11 protein-coding genes are annotated in these 12,639 nt (G+C 70.8%); 7 read left to right on the forward strand and 4 right to left on the reverse strand.

Going from position 1 to position 12,639, the window contains the following annotated elements:
* The first annotated feature begins 27 nt into the window (after positions 1 to 27).
* The gene (locus B141_RS0128625) at positions 28 to 1,047 is read left to right on the forward strand and encodes a GNAT family N-acetyltransferase (protein WP_202805953.1); all 1,020 of its coding nucleotides are present in this window, start codon (positions 28 to 30) and stop codon (positions 1,045 to 1,047) included.
* 109 nt (positions 1,048 to 1,156) lie between these two features.
* On the opposite strand, the gene coaA is transcribed toward B141_RS0128625, so the two are convergent.
* Positions 1,157 to 2,152 (reverse strand): type I pantothenate kinase, encoded by a 996-nt coding sequence (coaA, locus tag B141_RS0128630; RefSeq protein ID WP_020578625.1) that lies wholly within the window; start codon positions 2,150 to 2,152, stop codon positions 1,157 to 1,159.
* 114 nt (positions 2,153 to 2,266) lie between these two features.
* Here coaA and glmS point away from each other — a divergent pair, with 114 nt between their 5' ends.
* On the forward strand, positions 2,267 to 4,114 hold the full coding sequence (gene glmS / locus B141_RS0128635) for a glutamine--fructose-6-phosphate transaminase (isomerizing) (RefSeq protein WP_020578626.1): 1,848 nt from the start codon (positions 2,267 to 2,269) through the stop codon (positions 4,112 to 4,114).
* Between the two features lie 13 nt (positions 4,115 to 4,127).
* Here glmS and B141_RS0128640 read toward each other — a convergent pair whose 3' ends face one another.
* Together B141_RS0128640 and B141_RS0128645 are read right to left on the reverse strand one after the other, a co-directional pair.
* Positions 4,128 to 4,862, reverse strand: a complete 735-nt coding sequence (locus B141_RS0128640; protein WP_020578627.1) for a VIT1/CCC1 transporter family protein — start codon at positions 4,860 to 4,862, stop codon at positions 4,128 to 4,130.
* A gap of 141 nt (positions 4,863 to 5,003) precedes the next feature.
* The gene (locus B141_RS0128645; RefSeq protein WP_051114206.1) at positions 5,004 to 5,813 is read right to left on the reverse strand and encodes an SDR family oxidoreductase; all 810 of its coding nucleotides are present in this window, start codon (positions 5,811 to 5,813) and stop codon (positions 5,004 to 5,006) included.
* A gap of 92 nt (positions 5,814 to 5,905) precedes the next feature.
* Between B141_RS0128645 and B141_RS0128650 the strand changes: the two genes are divergently transcribed.
* Together B141_RS0128650 and B141_RS0128655 are read left to right on the forward strand one after the other, a co-directional pair.
* Positions 5,906 to 6,256: a holo-ACP synthase gene (locus B141_RS0128650; RefSeq protein WP_020578629.1), complete on the forward strand. Its 351-nt coding sequence runs from the start codon at positions 5,906 to 5,908 to the stop codon at positions 6,254 to 6,256.
* A 15-nt stretch (positions 6,257 to 6,271) separates the two neighbouring features.
* The gene (locus B141_RS0128655) at positions 6,272 to 7,774 is read left to right on the forward strand and encodes a bifunctional ADP-dependent NAD(P)H-hydrate dehydratase/NAD(P)H-hydrate epimerase (protein ID WP_020578630.1); all 1,503 of its coding nucleotides are present in this window, start codon (positions 6,272 to 6,274) and stop codon (positions 7,772 to 7,774) included.
* 209 nt (positions 7,775 to 7,983) lie between these two features.
* On the opposite strand, the gene B141_RS0128665 is transcribed toward B141_RS0128655, so the two are convergent.
* Positions 7,984 to 9,069 carry a P1 family peptidase gene (locus B141_RS0128665; protein ID WP_020578632.1) on the reverse strand — a complete coding sequence of 362 codons (1,086 nt, stop codon included), beginning with the start codon at positions 9,067 to 9,069 and terminating at the stop codon, positions 7,984 to 7,986.
* A 176-nt stretch (positions 9,070 to 9,245) separates the two neighbouring features.
* Between B141_RS0128665 and alr the strand changes: the two genes are divergently transcribed.
* The 3 genes from alr (at position 9,246) to B141_RS0128680 (ending at position 12,574) form a co-directional block, all read left to right on the forward strand.
* Positions 9,246 to 10,391, forward strand: coding sequence for an alanine racemase (alr, locus tag B141_RS0128670; protein WP_020578633.1), 1,146 nt, complete (start codon positions 9,246 to 9,248; stop codon positions 10,389 to 10,391).
* Positions 10,388 to 11,488 carry an alpha/beta fold hydrolase gene (locus B141_RS43335; RefSeq protein ID WP_020578634.1) on the forward strand — a complete coding sequence of 367 codons (1,101 nt, stop codon included), beginning with the start codon at positions 10,388 to 10,390 and terminating at the stop codon, positions 11,486 to 11,488. The genes alr and B141_RS43335 overlap by 4 nt, the downstream gene beginning before the upstream one ends.
* Before the next feature lie 66 nt (positions 11,489 to 11,554).
* A complete protein-coding gene (locus B141_RS0128680) occupies positions 11,555 to 12,574 on the forward strand; it encodes a bifunctional acetyltransferase/tRNA (adenosine(37)-N6)-threonylcarbamoyltransferase complex ATPase subunit type 1 TsaE (protein ID WP_020578635.1) in 1,020 nt (339 codons plus the stop codon).
* Positions 12,575 to 12,639 lie beyond the last annotated feature (65 nt).

Raw genomic sequence — 12,639 nt, forward strand, 5'->3', positions numbered from 1 at the left:
ACGGCGGCAGGTGGCAGGCTCACGGCCGTGCAGGTTCCTGAGATCAAGGTCGTACCAGTCGATCCGGATGACGAGGCGAGGTTCCACGCGTGGCATGAGGCGATCTCGGCCGGTCGTGGAGCCGACCGGGTGGACCCGCCGCTGTGGACCTACCCCGAGGCGTTGGCGAGCTTCCAGCGTCGCTCCGAGAGCCTTCGCCGGGAGGCGTTCGCGGCGTACGACGGCGACGTGGTCGTCGGCGGGGGTGACCTCGAGTTGCCCCTGCGCGAGAACACCAATCTGGCGATGTTCGAGCTCGCGGTGCCTCCGGCCCATCGAGGTCGCGGGATCGGCACGGCCATGTACGCGTACGTCCAGGAACGCGCCCGCTCCGACGGCCGGTCCAGCCTGCTCACCGACGTGAGCCTGCCTGACGGTGTCGAGCCGGCGGACTGGCCGGGCATCGGCTTCCTGAGCCGCCGCGGCTTCACCTTGCGGAACACCGAGATCCGCCGCCAGTTGCGGCTTCCGATCCCGCCAGCCCACCTCGACGCGCTGGCCGCGAAGGCCGCCGAGCGGGCGTCGGCGTACCAGCTGGTCTCCTGGTCCGGCAGGTGTCCCGACGAGTACGCCGAGCAGTACGCGCAGCTCAAGGGGCTCCTGATGAAGGAAGCTCCCACCGGCGACCTCGACTACGAGCAGGAGGTCTGGGACGTCGACCGGCTGCGGGAGACCGAGGCATACGCCGTCGCACAGGGACGCACTCTCCACACCACGATCGCGCTGGCAGCCGACGGCGTGATCGCCGGTCACACGCAACTCGCCGTGCCGCGGCACGACCTGGGGCGGGCGTTCCAGTGGGACACGCTCGTGCTGACCAAGCATCGCGGTCACCGGCTGGGGCTGGCCCTCAAGGTCGCCAACACGCGGGTGTTGAGCGAGCAGCACCCTGAGGTCGGCCGGATCGACACCTGGAACGCCGTCCAGAACGGTCCCATGGTCGCGGTGAACGTGGAACTCGGGTTCCAGGTCGTCGAGGAGTCCCAGGAGTGGCAGCGCGACCTCTGAGCCGGCCGAGAATGATCACGTAAACGTGGTCATTCCACACCAGGCTAGGTCAATTTGCCGCGCATCGTGGGGAATGACCACGTTTACGTGATCATTTCGGGTCGGGACGTCAGACCTTGCGCAGGCGGACGCGGGTCACCGTGTGCTCCGAACCCTTGTGCAGCACCAGGGTGGCACGGCCCCGCGTCGGCGCGATGTTCTGCTCGAGATTGGGGCCGTTGATCGTGTCCCACAAGAAGCTGGCCCGGGCGACCGCGGCGTCGTGGTCGAGGTCGGCGTACCTGCGGAAGTACGACGCCTCGTCACGGAACGCCGTCTCCCGCAGCGCGAGGAACCGACGTACGTACCACTCGCGGACATCAGCCGGCGAGGCGTCGAGGTAGATCGAGAAGTCGAAGAAGTCGCTGACCGCGAGGCCCTGCCGCCCGTCCGCCCTGGTGCGGGCCGGCGCCAGCACGTTGAGGCCCTCGACGAGCAGGATGTCGGGTGAGCGCACCTCGAGGTGTTCGCCGGGAACGATGTCGTACTTCAGGTGCGAGTAGATCGGGGCGGTCACCACCGGAACGCCCGACTTCACCGCGACGATGAAGCGCAGCAGGGCGCGCTGGTCGTACGACTCCGGGAAGCCCTTGCGTTGCAGGAGACCACGGCGTTCGAGTTCGGCGTTCGGCAACAAGAAGCCGTCGGTCGTCACCAGCGAGACCCGCGGGTGGTCGGGCCAGCGGGCGAGGAGTTCGCGCAGGAGCCGCGCGACCGTGCTCTTGCCCACCGCGACGGAGCCGGCGATGCCGATGACGAACGGCGTCCGCGCGGCCGTGACGTCCTCACCGTCGGCGTGCGCGTCCGCGGACAGGAAGGTCTGGGTCGCTCGGTGGAGGGCTCCCGTCGCGCGGACGTACAGGTTGAGCAGCCGGGTGAGCGGCAGGTAGACCTCGCGCACCTCGGTGAGGTCGATCTCGTCGGCGAGGCCGCGGAGGCGCTCGACCTCGCCGGCGCTGAGCGGGAGCGGTGTCTGTGCGGCCAGGCGTGCCCAGGCGGCCCGGTCGAGTTCGACGTACGGTGTGGCCGTGCCGGCGGCGGAACGAGCCTCCCGGGTGCGTTGCATGACAGCGATTCTTCCCTGCTGCCCCAGGATGGGTACATCGCCGGGTGGGTCGCTGGCGTTGGAAGTTCCGGATGGTCGCCTGCCGTTCACCAGGGGTGGCTACGCTGGGGCCCCATGTGTGGAATCGTCGGTTACGTTGGGTCGTCTCGGGCTGTCGACATCGTGGTTGAGGGCCTGCGCCGGCTGGAGTATCGCGGGTATGACTCGGCCGGGGTCGCGGTGCCTGATGGCGCCCGGGTCAGGGTGAGCAAGCGGGCCGGGAAGCTCGTCAACCTCGAGGGCGCGCTGGCCGACGACCCGCTGCCGGCGAGCAGCTCGGCGATGGGACACACCCGCTGGGCCACTCATGGTGCGCCGACCGACCCGAACGCCCACCCGCACATCGACTGCCACGGCCGGCTCGCGGTCGTCCACAACGGCATCATCGAGAACTTCGCGACGCTCAGGGCTGAGCTCGAAGCCGCCGGTCACCACCTCACCTCCGAGACCGACACCGAGGCGGTCGCGCACTTGCTCGAGGACGCCTGCGAGGCGAGCGGGGGCGACCTGGCTGAGGCGATGCGCCAGGTCTGCCGCCGCCTGGAGGGCGCCTTCACCCTGGTCGCCGTCCACGCGGACGCGCCTGACCTGGTGGTGGGTGCCCGGCGCAACTCGCCGCTCGTGGTCGGCCGGGGGCAAGGTGAGAACTTCCTCGCGTCCGACGTGGCGGCGTTCATCGCCTACACCCGGGACGCCATCGAACTCGGCCAGGACCAGGTCGTGGCGATCACCTCGGCCGACGTCACGGTGACCGACTTCTACGGTCAGGTTGTCCAGACCCGTGAATACCACGTCGACTGGGACATCTCGGCCGCCGAGAAGGGCGGCCACGACTACTTCATGCTCAAGGAGATCGCCGAGCAGCCCAAGGCGGTCGCCGACACGCTGCTCGGACGCCTCACGCCCGACGGCCGGCTGAGCCTGGACGAGATGCGGCTGTCCGACGACGAGCTGCGCGAGATCGACAAGATCATCATCATCGCCTGTGGTACGGCGTTCTATGCCGGGCTGACGGCGAAGTACGCCATCGAACACTGGACCCGCATCCCGTGTGAGGTGGAGCTGTCCAGCGAGTTCCGTTACCGCGACCCGATCGTCGACCGGTCCACGCTCGTCATCGCGATCTCGCAGTCAGGCGAGACGATGGACACGCTGATGGCTCTGCGGCACGCCCGCGAGCAGCGGGCTCGGGTCCTGGCCATCTGCAACACCAACGGCTCGACCATTCCACGCGAGTCCGACGCGGTCCTCTACACCCACGCCGGGCCCGAGGTCGGTGTCGCCGCGACCAAGACGTTCCTCACCCAGGTGGTCGCGTGCTACCTCATCGGGCTCTATCTCGCGCAGGTGCGGGAGACGAAGTTCGGGGACGAGGTGGCCATCGAGGTCGATCAGCTCGACAGGATGCCCGCCGCGGTGGAGCAGGCGTTGGAGACGATGGAGCAGATCCGGGCGCTGGCCCGCGAACTCTCCGACAGCAAGTCGGTGCTGTTCATCGGCCGGCACGTCGGCTATCCGGTCGCGCTGGAGGGTGCGCTCAAGCTCAAGGAACTCGCCTACATGCATGCCGAGGCGTTCGCCGCGGGCGAGCTCAAGCATGGCCCGATCGCGTTGATCGAGGACGGGCTGCCCGTGGTGGTCGTCGTACCCCCCCGTGGCCGCGACGCTTTGCACGACAAGATCGTCAGCAACATCCAGGAGATCCGCGCCCGCGGTGCCCGCACCATCGTGCTCGCCGAGGAGGGCGACGACACCGTGGCGCCGTGGAGCGACACGTTGATCCAGCTGCCGAAGGTGCCGACGCTCCTGCAGCCGCTGGTCGCGACGGTCCCGCTGCAGATCTTCGCCTGCGAGCTGGCGATGGCCCGGGGCAACGACGTTGACCAACCGCGCAACCTCGCCAAGAGCGTCACCGTGGAGTAGCCCACACGCCGGGTCAGAGGGCGATGCCCACCAGGTGGCCGACGCCGTAGGTCACGACCATCGCCAGCGCGCCGCCCGCGACGGTACGAAGCGCGGCGCGGCGCGGGTTGGCGCCGCCGAGCCGGGCGCTCACGGTGCCGGTGAGGATCAGGGCCACGATCACGGCGGCGAAGCAGACCGGGATGCGCGCCGAGACCGGCGGCAGCGTGATCGCCAGCATCGGGAGGATCGCGCCGACGGTGAACGCCGCGAACGACGCACCCGCCGCCTGCCACGGGCTCGTCAGGTCGTCCGGGTCGATCCCGAGTTCGGCCTCGGCGTGGGCGCGGAGGGCGTCATGCTCGGTGAGTTCTTTGGCTACCTGGCGGGCGAGTTCGGGTGAGATGCCCTTGTCCTCGTAGATGCTGGCCAACTCGTCCAGTTCTGAGTCGGGAAGGTGCGCGAGCTCCCACTTCTCCTTCGCGAGGAGTGCCTGCTCGGTGTCCCGCTGGGTACTCACCGAGACGTACTCTCCGGCGGCCATCGAGAACGCACCAGCAAGCAGCCCGGCGATACCGGCGACCAGGATCGCGGAGAGGTTCGTCGTGGCCGCCGCGACGCCGACGACGATGCCGGCCACGGAGACGATGCCGTCGTTGGCGCCGAGGACTCCTGCCCGGAGCCAGTTCAGGCGCCCGGTCACGCTCCCGATGTGGAGATCCGGCTCATCAGGATGCGCGCCGTTGGGAATCTGCTCGACACCGTTCATGCTTTTCCTCGCTTCGCGGCGAGCGCGCATGAGGCACTCAGGGCGCTGTGTTGAACGATTCGCTCGCTCATGCGGGGCAGGCTAGTCCGCAATGGCTACGTTCGGTAGCGAGGCAAGGCTTAGCGATGTTGGCGTCGCGGGTCAGCGGGAACCCCAGCCGAAGCCGCCTTCGGAGTCGATCACCTGCCCCGTGATCCACCGCGCCTCGTCCGACACCAGCCAGCTGACCAGGCGAGCCGCGTCCTCGGGAGTGCCCCAGCGACCCGACAGGCTGTGCTCACGAACCCACGCCACCTGCTCCGGGGACGCCCAGCCCGTGTCGGTCGGTCCGGGATTGACCGTGTTGACCGTCACTCCCCGTGGCAGAAGGTGCGCCGCCAGGCTGGCGGTCAGTTGGTGGAGCGCACCCTTGCTCGCGGCGTATGGCAACTCGCCCGGCATAGGTCCCTTGTGCTGGCCGCTGGTGAAGAGCACGACGCTCCCGGCTCGAGTGTCGTCGTGGCGGGCGGCGTACTCCTTGACCAGGAGCAGGGTGGCCCGGGTGTTGACGGCGTACGTCAGGTCGATCTCGGCGGCTGTGAGGTGTTCGAGGTCGTACGTCGACGACCGGGCGTGGTTGGCGACGAGGATGTCGAGCGCGCCGTACGCCTGGATCACGGCGGCTACCACGGCGGCCGGAACGTCGGGGTCGGCAAGGTCCGCGGCGAGATGCTCGACCTGGTGCCCCTCGGCCCGGAGTTCGACCACGAGAGCTTCAGTGCTGTCCGGCTCAGCGCCCCACGGCATCTCCGCGTCGTGCGGGGACCACGAGGTGAGGAACAACGCGGCGCCGTCGCTGGCCAACCGGCGGGCGATCGCCGCACCGATGCCGATCTGGCGGCTCGTGCCGGTGACGAGTGCGACGCGTCCGTTCAGGCGACGGCGCTTGGGGTGCTGCTGTGGAGACGTCATCGCCACGTACCCCACCAGAACCCCTGACCCGCTGCCAAGGGTTTTCCGGCGCGTCCGCTGAGGTGGCGGGTCGGATACGCGAGGATGGAGCGGTGATCGTCGGCTTGGGGATCGATGTCGTGGATGTGGCGCGGTTCGAGGAAACTCTGGAGCGTACGCCGGGACTCCGCACGCGGTTGTTCACCGATGCCGAGCAGGGGCGGCCGATCGCCTCACTCGCGGCGCGGTTCGCGGCCAAGGAGGCTCTGGCCAAGGCGCTCGGCGCACCCGTCGGCCTGCACTGGCAGGACGCGGAGGTGGTGACGGACACCGACGGCCGGCCCTGGCTTGAGGTTCGGGGCACGGTTGCCGCGCAGACGGCCAGGCTCGGCGTCACCGGGATGCACCTGTCGATCTCCCACGACGCGGGCATCGCCTCAGCGGTCGTCGTCCTCGAGAAGTGACGGTGCTCCTGACTCATGCGTACCGCCCACACAGTCGCACAGGTTCGGGCCGCCGAGGCGGCCCTCATGGCCACCGTTCCCGAGGGCACGCTGATGCAGCGGGCGGCCGCCGGGCTCGCCACCGCGTGCGCGGATTTCCTCGGCGGCGTCTACGGCGCCGACATTGTGGTGTTGGCCGGGTCGGGTGACAACGGCGGCGACGCGTTGTACGCCGCCGCGCGGCTCGCCCGCCGCGGCGCCCGGGTAGGTGCGGTGTTGCTCGATCCGGCGAAGGCGCATCCGGGGGGGCTGGCCGCGTTGGGGCGCGCGGGCGGTCGGGTCATCGAGGCAGAGTCGTACGCCGCGAGCCTGGCCAGCGCCGACCTCGTCCTCGACGGGATCGTCGGGATCGGCGGCAAGCCCGGCTTGCGGCCGGCCGCTGCCGCGCTGATCGACCTGGTGGAGGCGTACGCCGTTCCTGTCGTCGCGGTCGACGTGCCCAGCGGCATCGACGTCGACACGGGGGAGGCGCCGGCGCGGCATGTACGGGCGACGCTGACGGTGACGTTTGGCACGCACAAGATCGGGCTGTTCGTGGACCCGGGAGCGACGGCGGCAGGAGCGGTCCACCTGGTCGACATCGGGCTGGCGCCGTATCTCCCCGCGCCTGCGGTGGAGGCGCTCCAGGCGGATGACGTGGCGGCCCGGATTCCGGTGCCCGAACGCGACTCGCACAAGTACTCCCGTGGCGTTCTCGGTGTGGTCGCGGGCTCCCGGCAGTACACCGGCGCGGCAGTCCTGGCGGTAGGTGGAGCGCTCGGTGGGCCGGCGGGAATGGTGCGGTACGTCGGACCGGAGGAGTCGGCGGTGTTCGTCCGGCAGCGCTGGCCCGAGGTGGTCGTGGGGGAGGGGCGGGTCCAGGCCTGGGTGGTGGGCTCCGGGCTGGGCGACGACCCCGCGCGCGCCGAGGACGTACGCCGGATCCTGGCCAGCGACCTGCCGGTGCTCGTCGACGCGGACGGGTTGCGGCACGTGCCGCCCGCCCAGGACAGCCGGCCAGGGGGCATCGGGGGACGGGACAACCGGGGAGGGGACACCGGGAGGAACGACGTACCTCCCCGACCGGTCCTGCTGACCCCGCACGAAGGCGAGCTGGCCCGGATGCTGGAGGTTCCTCGCGAGGAGGTGGCGGCCCGCCGGTTGGCGTCGGCGCGGGCCGCGGCCCGGCGATGGAACTCGACGGTCCTCCTCAAGGGCGCCGCCACCCTGGTCGCGGCCCCCGACGGACGGGTCCGGGTCAACACGGTCGGAACGCCCTGGCTCGGGACCGCCGGCTCGGGCGACGTGCTCTCGGGGGTGTGCGGCTCCCTGCTCGCCGCCGGGCTCGATCCGCTCGAGGCGGGAAGCGTCGGCGCGTACCTCCATGCCGCGGCCGGGGTGTTGGCATCCCAGGGCGGTCCGATCACGGCGTTCGACCTGGTGCGTACGCTGCCGGTGGCCGTCCGCCTTGCCCTCACCCGGGCTGGTTCGCCGGCCTGATCGCGACGAGCGAAGCGCCGGTTGGACTACCAGTCGGTTGATCGACGCGGTGGTTGCGTCCACCGCGCTCGAGCAGCCTCGACCCGTACTCCTGCTCACGAGCGATCCCGATGACCTCAACCGCCTGCTGGATGAGCCGCATCGGCCGAGATCAGAGCGGGTCGCCGTGATACCTGTCTGACCAGTCACCTGGTCAGCTGGCCTGATGGTCAGGTGGACGGCGGGCGGTGGGGGTACGCCGAGGGCCGTGCGGAGGGGTACCTGTCGAGGTAGGCCGCCAGGTCGATCGCGGGGGTTCGTACCGCCGTCGCCGCGAGCACCGCGTCGACGATCGCGAGTGTCACTGCGTCTGCGGCGGCTGCCTGCACGGCCGCGATTCCACCGACCTCGGCGGCGCCAGGCCAGGATCCGAGGGCGGCCACGCGGGGCTCGATCTGGCCGGTGGCGAGCGCGAAGATGCTGTCGCCGTCGACAAGCGTGTGAACGGGCCGGACCGCTCGGGCGAGTCCGTCATGGGCGGCCGACGCCATCCGTCCCAGCTGGGGATGGCTGAGTCGGGCGTTCGTGGCGACCACGGCGAGGGTGGTGTTGAGCTGGTCGCCCGAGAGCGGTGCCGACGTGTGCGCGGCGGCCTCGGACGGGTCGGGAACGCGGGGGCGCAGCGACTCGTCCTCGACGTACTGCGCCGCGAGCAGTGCTCCCGAATCCGGCAGGCACGGCGATCCGAACGCGTTGGCCACCGCAAGGGCACCGACGATGACACCGCCGTCGAGCCGGATGCTCGCGGTGCCGATGCCACCCTTCAGGCTGGAGATACTGAACGCCGCGCCCGTGCCGGCACCCACGCAGCCGGTCCGGATCGCGCCGCCAGCGGCATTGGTCGCCGCCTGGTAGCCGAGGTCGGCGTCGGGGCGGGCGGTGGGGTCTCCGCCCTTGCCGAGATCGAAGACGATGGCCGCGGGTACGACGGGGACGACCACCCCGGGGCCGACCGGCACGCCGCGGCCGTGTTCCTCGCACCAGCGCTGGACCCCGACCGCCGCGACCAGGCCGTACGAACTCCCGCCCGCCAGCGTCACGGCGTCCACCGTGTCGACGAGCGTGCCGGGTGCGAGAGTGTCGGTCTCGTGCGTACCTGGTCCGCCGCCACGCACGTCCACCGCGCCGAGCGTGCCAGGTGGAGGGATGACGGCGGTGACACCGGTCAGCCAGCCGTCACCGATCCGCTCCGCCTGCCCGACGAGGACACCTGGAACGTCGGTGAGTGCGCCGTACGGGTTCGCCTTCGCGTCCACAGGCACCCACCCTAGGCCAGCTCCCAGTCCCTTCGTGATCATGATCGCGGCGATGAAGGCTTTCCGGACATATAACCCCTTACAGCTTCATGATCTGAATCATGATCACGGGCGCGGCAGGTCGCGCGGGGCGTCGGAGATTGGGTGGGGGAGTCGCCTGGAACACTAGAGCCGTCATGGAAGCAGCAGTCCGAGCCGAGGCACGCGTCGATCTCGCGGCGATCCGCGCGAATGTCACCGTGCTCCGCGAGCGCGCACCCGGCGCCGAGGTCATGGCCGTGGTGAAGGCCGACGGCTACGGCCACGGGCTCGTGCCCTCCGCCCGCGCCGCGCTCGCCGGAGGCGCCACCTGGCTCGGCGTCTCCAACGTCGAGGAGGCGGTAGCCCTCCGCACCGCCGGCATCACCGAGCCGCGGATCCTGTCCTGGCTGGCTACGCCGGGGGAGCGGTGGACCGAGGCGCTGGCTGCCAAGGTCGACGTCGCGGCGTATTCCCCGTGGCAGCTTTCCGAGATCGCCGAGGCGGCGGCGAGCCGGGGCGTAGCCGCGCGGGTGCACCTCAAGATCGACTCCGGCCTCAACCGCGGCGGCGCCCACCCGCGCGACTGGCCCGCCCTCGTCGACGCCGCCCTCAGCGCGCAGGCTGACGGCACCGTCGCGGTCGTTGGGCTGTGGTCCCACCTCGCCCGGGCCGACGAGCCGGGTCACCCGTCGATCACCCAGCAGCTCGACGCCTTCCGCGAGGCGGTGGCGTTCGCCGAACGCGTCGGCATCCAGCCCGAGGTCCGCCACCTCGCCAACTCCGCGGCCACCCTCACCGTCCCGGACGCACACTTCGATCTCGTCCGCCCCGGCATCGCGGTCTATGGCCTGTCACCGATCCCCGAGACGGCGCCGTCCGACCAGCTCGGCCTGGTGCCCGCCATGACGCTGCGAGCGAGATTCGCGCTGGTCAAACGGGTGCGAGCGGGAGAAGGTGTGTCGTACGGCCATAAGTACGTCACGCCACGGGAGACGACGTTGGGACTGGTTCCGCTGGGCTACGCCGACGGGGTGCCGCGCGCCGCGAGCGGCGTCGGCCCGGTGTGGGCGGCCGGGAGTCGCCGGACCATCGCCGGCGTGGTCTGCATGGATCAGTTCGTCCTCGACCTCGATGACGACCCGGCGGTCGCGGGGGACGAGGTGGTGCTGTTCGGCCCGGGTACGTCCGGTGAGCCCACCGCACAGGACTGGGCGGAGGCGACCGGCACGATCTCGTACGAGATCGTCACCCGGATCGGTGCGCGGGTTCCCCGCCGCTATGCCGGCGAGGAGCCGCGATGAGTGGCGGTGGCGGCAACCTCCTCGGCCGGCGCACCGGCCTACTGGGCGTCGCGACCGGCGTCCTGGCGGCCGGTGCCGCGGCGGGGGCAGCTGCCGGACTCGCCGTCGAGCGCTACGTCGTCGGCCGGCGGCGCGCCCGCGATCCCGAGCTGGAGGAGCCGCTCGGCTCGCGCCGCGGTACCCCCACCATCGTCAAGACCCGCGACGGCGTCGAGTTGTACGCCGAGGTCGACAACGTGTCCGTGAGCGTGGCTGACGCCCCGCTCACGGTGGTCTTCTGCCATGGGTACGCCCTGAACCTCGACTGCTGGCACTTCCAGCGGATCGCCCTCGCCGGCGAGGCCCGGCTGGTCTTCTATGACCAGCGTTCCCACGGCCGCTCCGGGCGTTCGCCGCGCGACCTGTGCAACGTCGACCAGCTCGGCAAGGATCTCGCGGGGGTTCTGGAGGACATCGCCCCTGACGGCCCGCTCGTCCTCGTCGGACACTCCATGGGCGGGATGTCCGTCCTGGCGCTCGCCGACCAGCAGCCCGAGCTCTTCGCCGAGCGGGTGGTGGGTGTCGGACTGCTGGCGACCAGCGCCGGCGGCCTCGACCGAGTGACGCTGGGCGTGCCCGGGCCCGTCGGCCGGCTCGTCCACCGGCTCACCCCGGCCGTCGTCGCGGCCCTGGCGCGGGTGCCCGACCTGGTGGAGCACAGCCGCAAGGCGGGGAGCGACATCGGGTATCTCCTGGCCAAGCGGTATTCATTCGGCTCGAAGGTGCCGTCGTCGCGGGTGGAGTTCGTCGCGGAGATGCTCGCGGCCACGCCGATCGAGGTGGTGGCGGACTTCTATCCGGGGTTCGCCGAGCATGACAAGTACCACGCGCTGGAGGCTCTGAACGGCGTGGAGACGCTGGTGATCGGCGGTCGCAACGACCTCATCACGCCGGTCGAGCACAGCCGGGAGATCGCCGAGCGCCATCCCGCGGCGGAGTACATCGAGCTGTCGAACGCCGGGCACATGTTCCTCATCGAGTATCCCGAGGTCGTCAACGCGGCCTTGTGCGAGCTGGTGGAGCGGGCCCGTGAGGCCGCACGGACGATGACGTCGTGAGCCTGGAGGCCTGGTGGCCGTCATGATCTGCCCGCACCGCCAAGACACCGACTGGAGCGGCCTGCCGTGATCGATCTGCACGTCGTCGAGGCGAAGCCCGCCGACGCGCCGTACCTCGTGGAGGTCATCCACGCGGCGTTCGGCGCCCGCCCACCTCTCGACCCGCCGGGCACCGCCATGCAGGAGACGGCCGCGACCGTCGAGGCGGCCGTGCGGGAGTACGGCGGCCTGCTGGCCCGGGTCGACGGTGAACCCGCCGGCGCGATCCTCTTCTCCGAGTCAACCCCGATTTCCGGGAGCACCCCGCCCCGTGACGACTCGGACCCTGACGGGGGTGCGAGGTGGCTTGAGCTGCGACGGGTCTCGGTGCACCCGAGGTTCCAGCACCGTGGCGTCGCGACCGCGATGGTGGGCTGTGCCGAGGAGGTGGCCGAGGGGCGCTCGGTCGACGGCGTACGCCTGGTCGCGCGGGCGGAGCTACCCGCGACACTGGCGTTCTGGCGCCACCGCGGCTACGTCGAGGCGGGGCGCAGCGGACCGAACGTCGCTCTGGTCAAACGGATACCCGTCGAGTTCGCCGTGCCGACGGCCACCGACATGCGCGCGGTGGGTGAACGCCTGGCCGGCGTGGTGCGCCCCGGCGACCTCGTGCTGCTCGCCGGCGAACTCGGTGCCGGCAAGACCACGTTGACGCAGGGGCTTGGCGCCGGACTCGCGGTGCGGGGCGAGGTGACGTCGCCGACGTTCGTCATCTCCCGCGTCCACCCGTCGACCGTCAGCGGGCCACCGCTCGTACACGTGGACGCCTACCGTCTGGGCGGGGTGGCCGAGCTCGACGACCTCGACCTGGACATGTCCCTGGACGAGGCGGTCACCGTCGTGGAATGGGGCGAAGGACTGGCCGAAGGCCTCGCCGAGGACCGGCTCGAGGTGGTGCTGACCCGCTCGACTGGAGCGGCGGCCGGTGTCCCCAGCGACGGCGAATCCGCGGATCCGCGCTGGGTCCGGATCATCCCGGTGGGCCGCCGCTGGGTCGACGCCCCGCTGCGGGCGAGCCTTTCGCCCGACGCTGGTGGAGCCGCCTGACGCGAAGCGACAGCCGGCCAACACTGGCCAGTGAGGTTCCAGTCACCGTCCGAAGTTTTGATCAT

It is taken from the genome of Actinopolymorpha alba DSM 45243 (assembly GCF_000373925.1).
Classification (GTDB): domain Bacteria; phylum Actinomycetota; class Actinomycetes; order Propionibacteriales; family Actinopolymorphaceae; genus Actinopolymorpha; species Actinopolymorpha alba.

Excerpts from the sequence above, each read along its gene's own strand:
- glmS (WP_020578626.1), top strand. The coding sequence starts at position 2,267 with ATGTGTGGAATCGTCGGTTACGTTGGGTCGTCTCGGGCTGTCGACATC.
- alr (WP_020578633.1), top strand. The coding sequence starts at position 9,246 with ATGGAAGCAGCAGTCCGAGCCGAGGCACGCGTCGATCTCGCGGCGATC.
- B141_RS0128645 (WP_051114206.1), bottom strand. The coding sequence starts at position 5,813 with ATGACGTCTCCACAGCAGCACCCCAAGCGCCGTCGCCTGAACGGACGC.
- B141_RS0128640 (WP_020578627.1), bottom strand. The coding sequence starts at position 4,862 with ATGAACGGTGTCGAGCAGATTCCCAACGGCGCGCATCCTGATGAGCCG.
- B141_RS0128655 (WP_020578630.1), top strand. The coding sequence starts at position 6,272 with ATGCGTACCGCCCACACAGTCGCACAGGTTCGGGCCGCCGAGGCGGCC.
- B141_RS43335 (WP_020578634.1), top strand. The coding sequence starts at position 10,388 with ATGAGTGGCGGTGGCGGCAACCTCCTCGGCCGGCGCACCGGCCTACTG.
- coaA (WP_020578625.1), bottom strand. The coding sequence starts at position 2,152 with ATGCAACGCACCCGGGAGGCTCGTTCCGCCGCCGGCACGGCCACACCG.